We start from the raw sequence: 16489 nt of genomic DNA on the forward strand, positions 1-16489 counted from the left end.
GCTCTGACCCGGACCGGCGAGAACTGCTGAAAACTACCGCAAGGTCGGTTGTCGCTCCCGTACTCTGACAGGCAGGTCCACGCCGTCGAGCGATCGAGGAGCCACGATGACCACCAGAATTGTGCGATGTGCGAGCCTGATCCCGGCTTTCGCGGTCTCCGCGCTGCTGCTGGGTGGCTGCGGTTCCGACAGTAGTGACACCTCGTCGTCATCTGCCAGTGCCACGGCGTCGGCCACGGCCACGACGGCGGCGCCGACAACCACGGGCACGGCGGTGGCGTCGGCGGTCACCAAGCAGCAGGCTGAGCAGATCGCTGTCGCGGCAGTCCCGGGCGGCACCGTCTCGAACTCCGAGGAACAGCAACGGGATGGAAAGTCGGTGTGGCATGTCCACATCCGCGACACACGGGGCTACGACTACGACGTCGACGTCGATGCGGCGACCGGCGCGGTGGTCCCCGAGAGCAGGGACGGGGAGACCACAGCTGCACCCGCACCCGCTCCTCCCGCCGGCGGAGCGGTGACCCAGCAGCAGGCTGAGCAGATCGCTGTCGCGACAGTCCCGGGCGGAACGGTCGCGAACGCCGAGGAGCAACAACGGGACGGTAAGACGGTGTGGCACATCCATATCCGCGACGCCAAGGGCTGGGACTACGACGTGAACGTCGACGCGTCGACCGGAGCCGTCGTTCCCGACAACTGACCGCAGTGGGTAGAACGACCCATGTTCCGCCCGGGCGGGATGGGTGAATCTGCCGATGCCCGGGCGATGACCTGGCTTTAGCGTCGAAGGCATGGTCACCACGTCAGTTCTCGTTCCGCGCTCCGACTTCCAGCGGTGGGCCGCCCGTGCGGGCGCAGCGGGACCGCTGCTGTTCACCGCGGGGTTCGTCGCCCAGGAGGTATTCCTCCGGGACGACTACAGCCCGATCGCCGACCCGATCAGCGCTCTCGAGGCGGACCCGAGTGGGTGGATTCAGCAGCTGAACTTCCTGGCGTTCGCCACGCTACTGTTGATCTTCGCGGCCGGACTGCACCGCGGCATCGCGGCGACGCGCTTCGGCTGGGCGGGACCGGCCCTGCTCGGCATGGCAGCGGTGGGGCTGACCCTAGCCGCCGTGTTCCCGTTGCGTGAGGATCAGGCCGGGGTGGCCTACGACCCGGGCCATCATGTGATCTCGGGGGTCACGTTCTTCTCCTGCAGTGCCCTGGCCCTGGTGGTGCTGTCGCGCCGGTTCGCCGCCGATCCGCGGTGGCGTGGCCTGGCGCGGTACACCGCGGTCGCCGGGGTGCTCGGATTGGGATGCTTCGTGATGCTGGGCCGGTTCGCGATGCCGGAAGGTGCCCCACTGCACGACGTCGCCGGACTTCTCCAGCGATTCACGCTTCTCGCCGTGACGTTCCCGGCCCTGGTGACGATCGCTCTGCGGCTCCATGCGGTAGCCGGATCGAGCAGGGCTCAGACCGTCTGAGCCATCTGGAACTCGTCGCTCTCCGGGCCACGACAGGAACGGGTCGGAGTGCATGGTGCCGCGCTGGGCGAGGACCAGGACGTCGCGGTCGCGGTTCAGCCCGAGCGGTGCGACCTGGGTGGCGCTCGCGAGCGCGGGCCCGCCCGAACCCCCCGTCTGGTAGACGAGCGCGGCGGTCCTCCGGCACGGTCAGGGTGCCGCAGCTGAAGCCGGGTCCGAGATCCAGTTGCGGCACCCCGGGGACGTTTGGGGACGGGCACGCCGCGGCGGTGTACGTGGCCGCGGACGAGGGGTCCGGATCCGGTGCGGAGCCACCCCGGGATCCGCACGCCGACACCAGGCCCATCGGCGCGATCACCGCGCATCCCAGGGCCGGCATCCGCACCGACACCCGCATGGTCCCGACGCTACGCGGGCGGCCTCCGCAGCCCACATACTTCGCGGTCTGTCGTCCAATTTGCCCTGGTGCGGCGCCCGCGGCTGGCAGGATGAATTGGTGTCATCTGCGGCAACTCCGAAGGGCGAACGGCGCCGACAGGCGCTGGTCGAGGCTGCCGCCGATCTGTTGCTCGAGGGCGGATTCGACGCGGTCCGGCACCGCTCGGTGGCCACCCGGGCCGACCTTCCGCTCGCGTCGACCACCTACTATTTCGAGTCGCTGGACGACCTGATCGCGAAGGCCGTCGAATGCAACGGCAACCGCGATCTCGCGGTCATGCGCAGCCGCGTCGACGACGTCACCCACCGGCGCCGCGGCCGCGAATCCACCGTCGACCTCCTCCTCGACCTACTCGTCGGACCGGCACTGATCAGTGAGGACTGCCGCGAGAGGCTGATCTCCCGATACGAGCGGTTCACGGCCTGCGCGCGTCGCCCCGAACTGCGCGAGGTGCAGTTGCGGTTGCGCGCGCAACTCGACGACATACTCACCGAGGCCCTGCGACGCTCCGACCGCGACGTCCGGCAGGAGCAACTCCGGCGGCTCGTCGCCGTCGTCGACGGAGCCCTGGTGACCGCGCTCGGCGAACACGACCCCGACCTGCGAGCCCTCGCCCGGGCCATGCTGCTCGACGTCGTCGACGTCGTCGCGCCCGCCCTGGACCGGCCGGACCACGTCGAGCTGTAGCACCGCCGTAAACTGAGGACTCGTGAGCCGCATCCCGAACGTCCTTGCCAACCGTTATGCCAGCCCCGAACTCGTCGAGTTGTGGTCGCCCGAGCACAAGATCGTCCTCGAGCGTCAGCTGTGGCTCGCCGTGCTGCGTGCCCAGGCGGAACTCGGGATCGACGTGCCGGCCGAGGCGCTCGCCGACTACGAGCGGGTGCTGGAGCAGGTCGACCTCGACTCCATCGCCGACCGCGAGCGCGTCACCCGTCACGACGTGAAGGCGCGCATCGAGGAGTTCAACGCCCTCGCCGGACACGAGCAGGTGCACAAGGGCCTCACCAGCCGCGACCTCACCGAGAACGTCGAGCAGCTGCAGATCCTGCGGTCGCTCGAACACGTGCACGCGCATGGTGTCGCCGTCGCGGCCCGGCTGGCCGAGCGCGCCGCCGAGTACGGCAGCCTCGTCATGGCGGGCCGGTCGCACAACGTCGCGGCGCAGGCCACCACGCTGGGCAAGCGGTTCGCGTCCGCCGCCGACGAACTCCTCGTCGCACTCACCCGGCTGCGCGAGCTGATCGACCGCTACCCGCTGCGCGGCATCAAGGGCCCGATGGGCACCGCGCAGGACATGCTCGACCTCCTCGACGGCGACGCGTCGAAGCTGGAGGCGCTCGAGCAGAAGGTTGCCGAGCACCTCGGCTTCTCCCACGTGTTCACGAGCGTCGGCCAGGTCTACCCGCGCTCGCTCGACCACGACGTGCTGTCCGCGCTGGTGCAGGTGGCGGCCGGGCCGTCGTCGTTCGCGCACACCATCCGCCTGATGGCCGGACACGAGCTGGTCACCGAGGGCTTTCAGCCCGGCCAGGTCGGATCGTCGGCGATGCCGCACAAGATGAACACCCGTTCCTGCGAGCGCGTCAACGGACTGCAGGTCGTGCTGCGCGGCTACGCGTCGATGGCCGCCGAGTTGGCGGGCGCGCAGTGGAACGAGGGTGACGTGTTCTGCTCGGTGGTGCGCCGCGTCGCACTGCCGGACGCCTTCTTCGCGATCGACGGACTGATCGAGACGTTCCTGACGGTGCTTGCCGAATTCGGCGCCTACCCCGCCGTCATCGAGAAGGAACTCACCCGGTACCTGCCGTTCCTCGCCACCACCAAGGTCCTGATGGCCCTGGTGCGCGCGGGAGTGGGCCGGGAGACGGCGCACGAGGTGATCAAGGAACACGCCGTCGCCGTCGCCCTCGCGATGCGCGAGGAGGGCAAGGAACCCGACCTCCTCGACCGACTCGCCGCCGACGACCGGCTGCCGCTCGACCGCGCCGCGCTCGACGAGGCCCTCGCCGACAAGAAGGCGTTCATCGGTGCCGCCGAGTCGCAGGTCGCGACGGTCGTGGCGCAGGTGCAGAAGCTCGTCGACGCCCACCCCGAGGCGGCCGCGTACCAGCCGTCCCCGATCCTGTAGGCGGCTCCGCCGCCCGTGCGCCATTCTGGTAGCGGGGACTACCAAAAAGGCGCACAAGCACCGGAGGTGCACACGCCGTGAACTGCATTTTCTGCGAGATCGTGTCGGGCCGATCCGACGCCAGCGTCGTGTACGAGGACGACGACGTGATGGCCTTCCTGGACATCCGGCCGTGGACGTCCGGGCACCTGCTGGTGGTCCCGCGACGGCACGCGAGCGGGCTCGCGGACCTCGACCCCGGGGACGGGGCGGCGGTGTTCGCGGCCGGACAGCGGATCGCGACTGCGCTGCGGCACGGTCCGATGCGGGCGCAGGGCGTGAACCTGTTTCTCGCCGACGGGATCGCCGCCGGGCAGGAGGTGTTCCACGTCCACCTGCACGTGGTTCCCCGCACCGCGGGTGACGGTTTCGGGTTGCGCGGAATGCCGAAGTCGCCGAGCCGGATCGCGCTCGATCAGACGGCGGGCGTCATCCGTTCCTCCCTCACCTGACGTGAGTGGCAAAGCGTGCGGGAGCACACTTTGTCACTCACGTGCGGGGTAGCGGACCTCGCCGGTGCGGCCGTTCTCGTCGAACCGTCGTTCGGTGATGTCGAAGGTGCCGTCCGGCCGGACCCGCAGCAGTGTCGACGCCCGCGTCCCGTAGTCGCCGTAGTGAATGAACCGGGACGACAGGGCGCGTTCGAGTTCGGGTTCGATGCCCGTGTCGGGCAGCGCCTCCCACGGTGCGGGGTCGCTGTCGGCGAGCACGTCGAAGTATGCCCCCGGATCCGCATAGGGGTTGCCGTCGTCGGCGTCTAACGCGGCGGCGAACGCCTGCTTGCCGCCGGTCACCTTCGGCCAGGGCGTGTCGAGTTCGGCGTTGGAGAGGCCGTGGACGCCGGGTTCCACCCGCTGCCGCCTGCCGTGGGGCCGGTTGGTGGCCCACCACAGTTCCGTGGGGTCGCCGACGAGCAGGTTGAAACTGCCGTACTCGGCGCCGGTCGCGGCCACCTGTTCGGCGTAGTCGGCGGGTGACAGTCGGCCGCGGAGGTAGTCGACGGGCAGGGCGCCGCGGGACCGTGCACCGGTCGAGGGGGCGCCGTTGCGGACGTTGGTGACGGCCGCGAATCGCAGGGAGTCGGCAATTCCCATCCAGGTGCCGCCTGCGAGCAGATCGCGGCCCGCGAGGAACCCGTCGTCCCACCTGCTCAGCGGTTCGGTGGGGCGGGCGTAGAACTCGTCGCGGTTGGCCGCGACGACGAGGGGGAGATCGGGGCGGGTATGCCAGGCGAACAGGACCAGGCACATGCAGACGTCTCCTCGTCACCTCGATCATCCGAATCGCTTTTGCATGCCCGAGCGTAGCCGCCCTCGTAATACCTCTGAAACAGAGCTATATTGAATCCATGGCACAGAACGAGTCGCCTGCCGAACAGCTCTTCGCCGCAATCGGATTGCTGCGCCGGCACACGCGCCGTCGGGTCGGGCGGCCGTGGCCGGAGACCCCGTTGACGGGGTCACAGGTGGAGTTGGTCCGTCTGCTCCGCCGCAGGCCCGGCACGTCCGTCGCGGAAGCCGCGGCGGCCCTGGGCCTCGCGGCGAACACCGTCTCCACCCTCGTGCGGCAACTGACCGACGCCGGGCTGGTCGAACGGGTGCGGGACGAGTCCGACCGCCGCGTCGCCCGCCTGGCGCTCACCGACGACGCTCGGGCCCAGGTCGAGCGTTGGCGCGACCGCCGCAACATCGAGGTCGCCGCCGCATTCGACGGGCTGAGTGCCGAGGACAGGAAGGCCATCGAATCCGCCGTACCCGCCATCACCCGCCTCGCCGGAGCGCTCCGCCCGGACCAGGCCGGGCCGAGCGATCAGGAGGTCGTCAGATGATGTTTCGCAGGGCGCAGACCGCCGCACGACAGCGGCCGGCACGCGACGCGCTGGAACTCCTCCACGTGACCTACTCATTCGGGGACTACACCGCGGTGAAGGACCTGAGCCTCGTGATCGAGGCGGGGGAGTGCTTCGGCCTTCTCGGCCCCAACGGGGCGGGGAAGACCACCACGATCCGACTGCTCAACACGCTGCTTCCGCTGCAGGACGGCGACGTGAGCATCTTCGGGTACGACGCGCGCACCCAGGCGATGGCCGTTCGACGGCTGCTCGGGTATGTGCCGCAACAGTTGTCGATCGAAGGCGCGCTCACCGCCCGTGAGAACGTGTCCTGGTTCGCCCGCCTCTACGACGTGCCCCGGTCCGAACGCCGGCGCCGGGTGGACGAGGTGCTGGAGATGGTCGACCTCGCCGACGTCGCCGACCGGGTGGCGTCGAGTTTCTCGGGCGGCATCGTCCGGCGACTCGAACTCGCGCAGGCGTTGGTCAACCGGCCGTCGTTGCTGGTGCTCGACGAACCGACGGTCGGGCTCGATCCGGTGGCGCGGGATTCGGTGTGGGCCCGCGTCACCGAGATGCAGAAGCAGTACGGGATGACGGTCCTGCTCACCACCCACTACATGGAAGAGGCCGAGGCACTGTGTGATCGGGTCGCGTTGATGCACCGCGGCGAACTGCGGGCGGTCGGTTCCCCGTCGGGGCTCGTCGCCGAACTGGGGCCCGACGCGACGCTCGACGACGTCTTCCGCCACTTCACCGGCGACAGTCTCACCGCCGACGAGAAGGGAGGGCTCCGGGATGTCCGTAGCGCCCGCCGCACTGCCCGCCGTCTGGGCTGAACCGCCGACCCGGGGTGTGCTCCGGTTGTTGTCGCGGATCGTCACGTTCTGTCTGGTCGAGCTGCAGAAACTCCGCCACGACCGCACCGAGTTGGTGACCCGGGCGATCCAGCCGATCCTGTGGCTGGTCATCTTCGGGGAGACGTTCAGCCGCATCCGCGCGATCCCGACCGGCGACGTCCCCTACCTGGACTACCTGGCACCGGGCATCATCGCCCAGTCGGCGCTCTTCGTCGCGATCTTCTACGGCATCCAGATCATCTGGGAACGCGACGCCGGGGTCCTGACCAAGCTGCTCGTGACACCCACGCCGCGGGCGGCTCTCGTGACGGGCAAGGCGTTCGCGGCCGGCGTCCGCGCGGTCACCCAGACCGTGGTCGTCGTGGTCGTGGCTGCGCTGCTCGGGGTCGGGATGACGTGGAATCCGGTTCGTCTTCTGGGTGTCGTCGCGGTCGTGGTGCTGGGAGCGGCGTTCTTCTCGTGCCTGTCGGTGGCCATCGCCGGGGTGGTGCTCAAACGTGACCGGCTGATGGGGATCGGCCAGGCGATCACGATGCCGCTGTTCTTCGCGTCGAACGCGCTGTACCCGGTGGAACTCATGCCGGGGTGGGTCCAGGCGATCAGCCACGTGAACCCCCTGAGTTACGAGGTGTCCGCACTCAGGGGGCTGCTGATCGGCCAGCCCACGAACTACTGGCTGGACTTCGGGGTGCTCGTGGCAGCCGCGGTGCTCGGGATCGCCGTCGCGTCCGCGCTGTTGGGGCGACTGTCCCGATAGCCGGGTCGGGTCACGAAGTCACGAACGTCTTCTCCAGTGCCCGCCGCAGATCGGACTTGCTGATCTTGCCGACCCCGGTGACCGGGAACTCGTCGACGAACACCACCTTGTCCGGCACCTTGTAGTCGGCGAGTCCGCGGTCGCGGACGAACTTCTTGAGTTCGACGGCCTTCGGTTGCCCACCTTGCACCACGACGAACGCGCAACTCCGTTCGCCGAGATACGGGTCGGGCATCGACACCACCGCGACATCGGCGACGGCGGGGTGTGCGAGCAGATGGTTCTCGACCTCTTCCGCGGCCACCTTCTCGCCGCCGCGGTTGATCTGATCCTTCGCGCGGCCCTCGACGACGAGGTAGCCGTCGTCCGTGAGCCGGACGATGTCGCCGGTGCGGTAGAAGCCGTCCTCGGTGAAGGCCGTCGAATTGTGTTCGGGAGCCCGGTAATACCCGCGAATGGTGTACGGACCGCGGGTGAGCAGATGACCGGACGTGCCGTTCGGGACGGGTTCGCCCCGGTCGTCGACGACCCGGATCTCGTCGTCGGGGCTGATCGGTCTGCCCTGGGTGGTGACGATCGTGTCTTCCGGGTCGTCGAGCCGGGTGTAGTTGACGAGTCCCTCCGCCATCCCGAAGACCTGCTGCAGCGTGCACCCGAGTTCGGGACGGACCCGCTTCGCGGCCTCGGCGCTGAACTTGGCACCGCCCACCTGCAGCACCTCGAGGCTCGAGAGGTCGCGTTCGGTGCGACCACTGGCGGCGAGCCACGCCAACGCGAGCGGCGGCACCAGAGACGCAATCGTGACGCCCTCCTTCTCGATGAGCGCGAACGCGGTGTCGGGGCTCGGATCCGGTGCGAGCACCACGCGACCGCCGGCGTGCAGCACGCCGAGGATGCCCGGTGAGCTCATCGGAAAATTGTGCGCCGCAGGCAGAACGACGAGCATGCGGGTGCTCTCGTCGACGCCGCAGATGCGGTCCGACTCGCGCACCGAGTACAGGTAGTCGGTGTGGGTGCGCGGGATCAGCTTCGACACCCCGGTGGTTCCGCCCGAGAGCTGCAGGAACGCCACGGATTCCGGACCCACCGCCGGCCCGTCCGAGATCGGTTCCGCCGCCCGCAGTTCGTCGAGTGATGTGAACTCCTCCGCGTCCCCGGCCACGATGATCCTGGGCGGATTCTCGGCCGAGGCCACCACGTCGCGGGCAAGTGTGCGGTAGTCGAATCCGGCGTGCGTATCGGTGACGACGTAGGCCGCGGCGTCGGTGAAGCTGCAGAAGTAGGAGATCTCCTGGACGCGGTGCGCGGGCAGCGCGAACACCGGCAGTGCGCCGAGCCGGAAGACCGCGAAGATCACCTCGACGTACTCGACGATGTTCGGCAACTGCACCACGACCCGGTCGCCGGGCTGCACCCCCGACGACTGCAGCCCGGCGGCGAGCCGGTTGGCGCGGTCGGACAGTTCCCGGTAGGTGAGGGCGCGGTCCGCCCCGGACGCGTCCGGTCCGGTCACGGCGATCGCGTCCCCGAATTGCTCGGCGCGGGCGCCCAGGAACTGCTGGAACGTCTCGTCCGTCCAGTATCCGGCGTCACGGTAGCGTGCGGCGAGGTCGGCGGGGTAGCCGACGGTGGTCTCCAGGGGAGCGCGAACGCTCGTGGTCATCGAAAGTCCTTTCACGGGCATGGCTGTCCGGGGTCGTCAGGCTCGGAGGGTAGCGCCGCCGTCGACGTAGAGCGCCTGCATGGTGATGTGACGCGCCCGATCCGACAGGAGGAACTCGACGGCGTCGGCGATGTCGGCGGCGTCGGCGATGCGGCCCAGCGGGATACCGACCTTGAACGAGCCCAGGTCTCCGTCGATCGCTCCGCGTGCTCCGGCGTCGTCGGCGGGATCCGACCACAGCGACCGCTGCATCGCGGTGTCCGTCGAGCCGGGGGCGACGATGTTGGCGCGGATCCCGTATTCGGCGAGTTCGAGGCCGAGTACCCGGACGATCATCGAGACGGCGGCCTTGGACGCGCCGTACGCGCCCATTCCGGTGCGGGGGACGCCCGCGGCGTTGGAACCGACCACGACGATGGAACCGGCTGCACGCTCGCGCATTCCGGTGCCGACCGCTCGCAGCACGTTGACGAGGCCGGTGACGTTGACGTCGAACACGCGCTGCCAGCTCTCGGGGTCGGCGTCGAGCACCGATCCGGTCTCGAGGACACCCGCCACGTGCGCGAGCGCGGTGATCGGTCCGTGCTCGTCCTCGATCCGGCGGACGGTGTCGGTGACGGCGGCGGTGTCGCGGATGTCGGTGACGGCGGTGCCGAGCGGCGGAGCGTCGAGCAGTGCCGCGGTGGCGGCGAGGCCGTCGGCATCACGATCGAGCAGCACCAGGCGGTGGCCGGACCGCGACAGCGTGACGGCCGTGGCCCGTCCGATGCCCCGGGCCGCCCCGACGACCAGTGTCGTGCCGCTCATCGGGGGAGTCCCAGTGCGGTGAGGACGGTGCCCAGTTTGGTTGTGGTCTCGGCGAGTTCGTCGTCCGGTGCGGAGGCGGCGACGATGCCGCCGCCGGCGTACGCCGTGACGGTGGTGCGGTCGGCGTCGATCTGCGCGCACCGGATGGTAACCATCCATTCGCCGTCACCGTCGGCGTCGGCCCAGCCCACGGCGCCGGCGTAGAAGCCGCGGTCGCCCTCGAGTTCGCCGATCAGCGCACGCGCGGCGTCGGTGGGGGTGCCGCACACGGCCGGGGTCGGGTGCGCGGCGACGGCGAGGTCCAGTGCGGTCACCGAGCGGTCCCGCAGTCGTCCCGACACGGGTGTGCCGAGATGCCACAGTTGCGGTGTGCTGGTGAGTGTGGGCCGGTCGGGGATGTCGAGCTCGGTGCAGAACGGTTCGAGGCTCGCGCGCAGAGCCTCGACGACGAGGGCGTGTTCGCGCAGATTCTTCTCCGACGACGCGAGGTTCTCCGCGGTCAGCCGGTCGATCTCGGGATCGGTGTGCCGGGGAGCGGATCCGGCGAGCGGATGGCAGGTCACGGTGTCGCCGCGGCGACGGATGAGCACCTCGGGACTCGAGCCGACGAGGTGCCGTCCCGACCAGCCGGTGCCCGCGGCGCTCAGATCGACGCTGAAGCCGTTGCCGCCGAGGTCGTTCGCGACGAGTTGCGCGAATAGTGCGTGCGGATGCAGCGGTTCGTCGGCGTGCAGGACGACCGATCGGGCGAGCACCACCTTGTGCAGTGCGGCCTCGGGCTCTCGCAGCAGGTGAATGGCGGCGGTGACCCGGGCGACGTGCTCGTCCTCCGAGGGAATCGACTCGCCGGCGCGTATGTGTGGAAGGGCCTGCCGACGAGGGGACCAGCTTCGCGGGTGATGGCGCAGCGTCTGTGGTGCGATCAGCGCGGCGGGATGTGACGGGTCGAAGGCGAGCGCGCCGACCACCGACGTCGCGGTGCCGCTCCGCAGGGCCGCAGCGGCGTCGCGGGCGGAGTCGTAACCGGTGCGGATGCCGTCGGCGATCACGGTGCCGTGCGGGCGGGAGAGAACGAACGGCGCGCCCGGCGGGAGGTCCACCGAAGTCTCTGCGGACTCGGCAACGGCCGTCGACTGCATATGCGATCACCTTTCGTAGCGGACAACTGCGGTGCGCGTGGCGATGCGCACCGTTACGTTCAGAACATATACGGTTAGCCTAACCTTTGGTGGTTCAGCGTGTCCGCCTGCGGTTCTGGTGCGAGGCGTATTCCGTTGCAGACCAGCAGTTTCGAGTCACGATGCGCGGGCCCGATATCACCTGCGAACAGGTCTGGATTCTCGCCACCATCGACTGGCCTAACATCGCATGCACACGTTATGGAGGGCAGGCGGCTTCAATGACCGAACGCAGGTTCTCGCTCGATCAGCGGATCGTCGCCGCCCTCCAGGTCGATGGGCGATGTTCCTGGAGCCGAATTGCCCAGGCGCTCGGCGAACCCGAGCGGAACGTGACCCGGCACGGCATCGCGCTCCTCGAGTCCGGGCGGGTGGCGGTCACCGCCGTCGCGAACAGCGGCGGCACCGCGATCGTGCGCCTCCAGTGCTCCCCGGGAACGGTGCGGTTGGCGGCGAGCGCCCTCGCTCAGCGCAGCGACTGCATCTTCGTGTACATCCTCACCGGCACCGCCGACTGTGTGGCCGAAATTCACGTGTCCCGGGATCGCCTCCCGAAGCTCGTCATGGACGAACTGCCCGCGACGATGGGCGTCGTCCGAAGCTGGACCGACCCGGTGCTGCGGTACTTCCGCACGGTCCGCGAATGGGAGGCCGGGGTGCTGACCCCCGCCGAGAAGGACGCGATCGGCGGGGTGTCGCCTCCGGCGACCTTCCTCACGGATCTGGAACGCGGCACCCGGGATCCCGTCGACCGGACGATCATCCGCGAGCTGATGCAGAACGGGCGGGTGGGCACCACGGCGCTCGCCCGGACCGCGGGTGTCTCCGAGGCGACGGCCCGGCGACGTGTCCAGGCGCTGCTCACCGAGGGTGCGATCAGCCTCCGGGTGGTGGTGGATCCGGCCCTGTTCGGGCTGCGTGCCGAGGCGATGCTGTTCATCAAGACCCAGCGCAACCGGATCGAACCGCTCGTGCGGAGGATGCTCGAGATGCCGTACGTGCGGTACGCCGCCGGCACGGCGGGCGAGTACCAGGTGGTCGCGAACATCGCCGCGCCGGACGAGTCGGTGCTCTACGACTACATCACGACCGCGCCGTGGGTGGCGGACGCGGCGGCCCTGGAAACCAACATGGTGGTACAGGCGGTCAAACGCAGCGGACGGACAATGTGACGGATTTCGACATCGGACGTCCCCTCCGGCGCGCCTGATTGCGATCTCCGACAGGCTGGTGGCCGATTTCGCCGAACCTCGTACAGCGGTTGAGTGCTGTGATCCGCACCACGCATGCTTCCTCTACTCCCCGGATGGAAGAAGGAACAGCATGCAACGAGACGCCATTCTCGGGGCGATCGAGGATTCGCCGCAGCGCCGCTGGCTGCTGCTCGTCCCGGTCGCCCCGGTGCTCGCACTCGTCACCGCCGTGTGGCTGCCGTTTGTGAACACGGCCGATCTGTGGCTGGGGATGCCCCGGCTGCTGGTCTGGTGCTCGGCCTGGGTGCTCCTGCTGCTGCCCGCGCTGGCGGCGGTGGAGTTCGGCCTCGTCCGGCCGCACGAGGAGCGGAGCGACGACCTCCAGCTCGAGGAGGCGACGCTATGACGAACTCAGCTCTGTGGATCACGCTGGCCGGCATGATCGGATTGGCCGTGATCGCGGTCGGTGGACGCCGGAAACGCGCTCAGAACCTGAGCGAGTGGACGGTCGGCAAACGGAACTTCGGTGTGGTCACCAGTTTCTTCCTGCAGGCCGGTGAATCGTTCACCACGTTCACGTTCCTCGGTGTCGCCGGTATCGCGTTCACCGCGGGCATCGGCGCCACCTACGCCATCCCGTACATCCCGCTCGGCTACGTGGCCCTGTATTTCATCGGACCGCGAATCTGGAAACTCAGCAAGGACCGCGGATACATCACCCAGGCCGACTTCTTCGCGGACCGGTACGGCAGCCCGCTCCTCGGCCGGCTGGTCGCCCTGTGCGGCATCATCTTCCTGCTGCCGTACCTGCAGTTGCAGATCACCGGCCTAGGCCTGATCGTCCGACTCGTCACGGGCAGCGCGAGTTCGGGCACTTTGAGCATGATCGTCGCGACCGTCCTCGTCGTCGGGTTCGTGCTGTGGGCCGGCATTCACGGCCTCGCGCGCACCGCCTATGTCAAAGACGTCCTGATCCTGCTCGCCGTCGTGGTGCTGTCCATCGTGATCCCGTTGCACTTCGCCGGTGGCATCGGCGACGTGTTCGGCCAGATCGCCCAGACCCACAGCGAGATGCTGACCGTGAACCCCGGTGACTACGACAAGGTCTGGTGGACCACGAGCCTGCTGATCTCCGCGATCGGCTGCGGGTTCCTCACCACCCCGCACCTCTGGCCGCCGCTCCTGGCCGCAAAAAACGGTCGAGTGATCCGCTCCAACAACACTTTTCTGCCGATGTACCAGGTGGTCATGATTCTTCCGATCATGCTGGGCTTCGTCGGGATCCTCGCACTGAATCCCAATACCAGCAGTAACGCCGTCCTGCTCACGCTGGCCGGGGGAGCGCTGCCGAACTGGGCGCTCGGACTGATCGCGATCGCCGCCGCCTCCGCCGCGATGCTGCCTGCCGGCGCCATCTGCATCGGCATCTCGACGCTGGCGTCGCACAACCTGGTGAAGATCGAAAGCGAGCGCACGAAGCTCCGGTTCAACCACCTGGTCGTGATCGCCGCTGCCACCATGGCCCTCGTGCTCGGCCTGACGCGCCCCGATCTGCTGGCCAACCTGTTGCTGCTCACCTTCGGTGGTCTCAGCCAGCTCGCCCCCGGTCTGGCGCTGGCCCTGCCCGAGAAGCCGTTGCTCGCCAAGCAATCCGTGTTCGCCGGTCTCGTCGTGGGAATGCTCACCGTCATCGTGATGACCGTCTTCGAACTGAACCTCGCCAACATCGACGCCGGCATCTGCGGCCTGGTCCTCAACCTCGCGGTGATCGCCGTCGTGGAGGCCGTCGTCCGCGCCACCCGTCCCCGCACCCCGGCCCCCGCGTCGTCGGAAGACCTTCCCGCCACCACCCCGATCCTGGAGACCTCGAAATGACCATCGACCACTACTCGACCGCGCGAGAGATGCTCGCCGCACTCCGTCGCAAGGACATCTCGGCCCGCGAGCTGCTCGACCTGCACACGGACCGGATCGCGCGGGTGAATCCGACGGTCAACGCGCTCATCAGCCTCGACCTGGACCGCGCGCACTCCACCGCTGCCGCCGCCGACGCACAGACGGCCGCCGGAACCCCGGTGGGGCCGCTGCACGGACTGCCGTTCGCATTCAAGGACACTCACGACGTCGCCGGTTTCCCCACCGTCGCCGGCTCGCCGCTCCTCGTCGACAACGTGCCCGAGACCAGTGAGCTGATCGCCGAACGCGTCATCGCGGCCGGCGCCGTCACGATCGGCAAGTCCAACGTCCCCGAATTCGCCGCCGGCTCGCACACGTTCAACCCCGTCTTCGGGACCACCACCAACCCGTACGACCCCACCAAGAGTGCGGGTGGCTCGAGCGGCGGCGCCGCGTCCGCGCTCGGTGCGGGACTCGTCGCGCTCGCCGACGGCAGCGACATGGGCGGTTCGCTGCGCAACCCGGCGTCGTTCTGCAACGTCGTCGGATTGCGCCCCACTCCGGGCCGTGTGCCGTGCTGGCCGAACAGCGCGCCCTGGGACGCACTCGTGACGCAGGGACCGATGGCCCGGAACGTCGACGACCTGGAACTGCTGCTGTCGGTGATCTCCGGACCCGACGCGCGCATCCGCAGTTCGCTCAGCGCCGATGCCCTCGCGCCGCGTCTCGGTGTCGCCGGCCTGCAGGGTCTGCGCGTCGCGGTGTCCGCGGATCTGAACGGCATCTTCCCCGTGGATGCGCCGGTCCGCGAGATCCACGACCGGCAGTCCTCGATCTTCGCCGCCGTGGGTGCGGTGGTGGCCGAGGACGCACCGTCGATTCCCGACGCCGAGTGGGTGTTCCGCACCCTGCGGGCGTGGCGGTTCAAGATCGACCTCGGTGACCGCGCCGACGCCACCCCCGAACTGCTGAAGCCGTCGCTGCTCGACAACATCCGGCAGGCAGACCGGCTCTCCGCCGACGACGTCGCGAAAGCCATGGTGGCGCAGGCGGAGATCCAGCATCGCGCCGTCGAATTCTTCACCCACCACGACATCCTGGTGATGCCCGTGTCGCAGGTGCTCCCGTTCGACGCCGAACTCGAGTACCCGGCAGCGGTCGATGGCCGTCGCTGCGACGACTACCTCGACTGGATGACGTCGGCGTTGACCGTGACGGTGCTGGGTTGCCCCGCGATCTCCGTTCCCGCCGGATTCAGCGCCGACGGTCTGCCGGTCGGCGTGCAGATCGTCGCGGCCCCGGGCAACGACCTGTTCCTGCTCGACGTGGCACGGGCCTACGAGAAGCTCAACTCCGTCGGAGCCACACGCCCGCACCTTCTCGAGAGGGCGGCAGCGTCTACTTCGTGAAGTCGTCCTCGCCGACCCGGTGGACGTGGATGAGGTTGGTGGATCCGACAGTGTGCGGGGGTGAGCCGGCGACGATGACGACGAGGTCGCCGCGCCGGTAGGCGCCCAGTCGGAGGAGGGCGGTGTCGACCTGCCGGATCATCTCGTCGGTCGATTCGACCGGGTCGACGAGGAAGGTTTCGGTGCCCCAGGTGAGGGCGAGTTCGTTGCGCACCTGGGGTACCGGGGTGAATGCCAGCAGGGGCAGCGGGGTGTGGAGCCGGGCGAGTCGTCACACGGTGTCCCCGGACTGGGTGAACGCGACCAGCGCTGCGGCGCCCAGGCGTTCGCCGATGTCGCGGGCGGCGAACGAGAGAACCCCGCCGTGGGTGCGGGGAGTGTGGGTTACCGCGTCGGCGCCGTCGAGGACCGCGTTGGCCACATCCGATGCCTCGGCTCGGGTGGGCCGGGAATTGTCGATCATCGACTCGGGCATCTGGGTGGCGACGATCACCGGTCGGGCATTCTCCCGGGCGATCTGCACGATCCGTTTCTGCACCAGCGACACCTGCTCGAGGGTGACCTCCACCCCGACGTCGCCGCGCGCGACCATGACCGCGTCGAAGGCCCGCACGATCGCCTCGATGTCGTCGACGGCTTCGGGTTTTTCGATCTTCGCGATCACCGGGACCCGGCGGCCGATCCGGTCCATCACCTCGTGGACGCGGTCGATGTCGGTGGGGGCGCGCACGAAGGACAGGGCGATCAGGTCGACCCCGAGGCGTAGGGCGAATTCGAGGTCGTCGATGTCCTTGTCGGACAGCGCGGGGACGGA

At 69.0% G+C, this 16489-nt stretch carries 16 protein-coding genes and 1 pseudogene; 12 read left to right on the plus strand and 5 right to left on the minus strand.

The genetic code is table 11. The features are described 5' to 3' along the window. Positions 1–106: 106 nt before the first annotated feature. The 5 genes from FND50_RS06740 to FND50_RS06760 all read left to right on the plus strand — a co-directional run bounded on the left by FND50_RS06740 (position 107) and on the right by FND50_RS06760 (position 4533). Entirely contained in the window at positions 107–703 is a 597-nt protein-coding gene (locus FND50_RS06740) for a PepSY domain-containing protein (RefSeq protein WP_144285223.1), read from the plus strand. Positions 704–794: 91 nt separating this feature from the next. After that, positions 795–1472: a DUF998 domain-containing protein gene (locus FND50_RS06745; RefSeq protein ID WP_144285224.1), complete on the plus strand. Its 678-nt coding sequence runs from the start codon at positions 795–797 to the stop codon at positions 1470–1472. 496 nt (positions 1473–1968) lie between these two features. Beyond that, complete coding sequence (locus FND50_RS06750) at positions 1969–2598, plus strand: TetR/AcrR family transcriptional regulator (protein WP_009477853.1); 630 nt, start codon at positions 1969–1971, stop codon at positions 2596–2598. 22 nt (positions 2599–2620) lie between these two features. Beyond that, complete coding sequence (gene purB / locus FND50_RS06755) at positions 2621–4042, plus strand: adenylosuccinate lyase (protein WP_144285225.1); 1422 nt, start codon at positions 2621–2623, stop codon at positions 4040–4042. A gap of 77 nt (positions 4043–4119) precedes the next feature. Further along, the gene (locus tag FND50_RS06760; protein ID WP_144285226.1) at positions 4120–4533 is read left to right on the plus strand and encodes an HIT family protein; all 414 of its coding nucleotides are present in this window, start codon (positions 4120–4122) and stop codon (positions 4531–4533) included. A gap of 33 nt (positions 4534–4566) precedes the next feature. Here the strand turns inward: FND50_RS06760 and FND50_RS06765 are convergent, their stop codons facing one another. Next, a complete protein-coding gene (locus FND50_RS06765; protein WP_144285227.1) occupies positions 4567–5331 on the minus strand; it encodes an NRDE family protein in 765 nt (254 codons plus the stop codon). A gap of 98 nt (positions 5332–5429) precedes the next feature. On the opposite strand from FND50_RS06765, the gene FND50_RS06770 reads away from it, so the two are divergent. From FND50_RS06770 to FND50_RS06780, 3 genes are read left to right on the plus strand one after another with little or no spacing between them, the layout of a single operon-like run. Continuing rightward, the gene (locus tag FND50_RS06770; RefSeq protein WP_144285228.1) at positions 5430–5909 is read left to right on the plus strand and encodes a MarR family winged helix-turn-helix transcriptional regulator; all 480 of its coding nucleotides are present in this window, start codon (positions 5430–5432) and stop codon (positions 5907–5909) included. Then, entirely contained in the window at positions 5906–6751 is an 846-nt protein-coding gene (locus tag FND50_RS06775) for an ABC transporter ATP-binding protein (protein ID WP_144285229.1), read from the plus strand. Before FND50_RS06770 ends, FND50_RS06775 begins: the two co-directional genes overlap by 4 nt. Next, positions 6711–7529, plus strand: a complete 819-nt coding sequence (locus tag FND50_RS06780) for an ABC transporter permease (protein WP_144285230.1) — start codon at positions 6711–6713, stop codon at positions 7527–7529. The genes FND50_RS06775 and FND50_RS06780 overlap by 41 nt, the downstream gene beginning before the upstream one ends. Positions 7530–7539: 10 nt before the next feature. Here FND50_RS06780 and FND50_RS06785 read toward each other — a convergent pair whose 3' ends face one another. From FND50_RS06785 to FND50_RS06795, 3 genes are read right to left on the minus strand one after another with little or no spacing between them, the layout of a single operon-like run. Continuing rightward, positions 7540–9192: a (2,3-dihydroxybenzoyl)adenylate synthase gene (locus tag FND50_RS06785; RefSeq protein ID WP_144285231.1), complete on the minus strand. Its 1653-nt coding sequence runs from the start codon at positions 9190–9192 to the stop codon at positions 7540–7542. Positions 9193–9228: 36 nt separating this feature from the next. Further along, on the minus strand, positions 9229–9999 hold the full coding sequence (locus tag FND50_RS06790; protein ID WP_144285232.1) for an SDR family oxidoreductase: 771 nt from the start codon (positions 9997–9999) through the stop codon (positions 9229–9231). Then, the gene (locus FND50_RS06795) at positions 9996–11138 is read right to left on the minus strand and encodes an isochorismate synthase MenF (RefSeq protein ID WP_144285233.1); all 1143 of its coding nucleotides are present in this window, start codon (positions 11136–11138) and stop codon (positions 9996–9998) included. The genes FND50_RS06790 and FND50_RS06795 overlap by 4 nt, the downstream gene beginning before the upstream one ends. 260 nt (positions 11139–11398) lie before the next feature. On the opposite strand from FND50_RS06795, the gene FND50_RS06800 reads away from it, so the two are divergent. From FND50_RS06800 to FND50_RS06815, 4 genes are all read left to right on the plus strand, one after another. Continuing rightward, a complete protein-coding gene (locus tag FND50_RS06800; RefSeq protein WP_144285234.1) occupies positions 11399–12349 on the plus strand; it encodes an Lrp/AsnC family transcriptional regulator in 951 nt (316 codons plus the stop codon). 151 nt (positions 12350–12500) lie between these two features. Beyond that, the gene (locus FND50_RS06805; RefSeq protein WP_005566410.1) at positions 12501–12776 is read left to right on the plus strand and encodes a hypothetical protein; all 276 of its coding nucleotides are present in this window, start codon (positions 12501–12503) and stop codon (positions 12774–12776) included. Further along, positions 12773–14245, plus strand: a complete 1473-nt coding sequence (locus tag FND50_RS06810; RefSeq protein ID WP_144285235.1) for a sodium:solute symporter — start codon at positions 12773–12775, stop codon at positions 14243–14245. Before FND50_RS06805 ends, FND50_RS06810 begins: the two co-directional genes overlap by 4 nt. Continuing rightward, positions 14242–15675, plus strand: a complete 1434-nt coding sequence (locus tag FND50_RS06815) for an amidase family protein (protein ID WP_144285236.1) — start codon at positions 14242–14244, stop codon at positions 15673–15675. The genes FND50_RS06810 and FND50_RS06815 overlap by 4 nt, the downstream gene beginning before the upstream one ends. Here FND50_RS06815 and FND50_RS06820 read toward each other — a convergent pair. Further along, positions 15665–16489 (minus strand): annotated as a pseudogene (locus FND50_RS06820) (pyruvate kinase); the annotation flags it as partial. The gene FND50_RS06815 and the pseudogene FND50_RS06820 overlap by 11 nt on opposite strands.

Origin of the sequence: Rhodococcus sp. WB9 (genome assembly GCF_007558985.1) — a bacterium.
Classification (GTDB): Bacteria; Actinomycetota; Actinomycetes; order Mycobacteriales; family Mycobacteriaceae; genus Rhodococcus_F; species Rhodococcus_F opacus.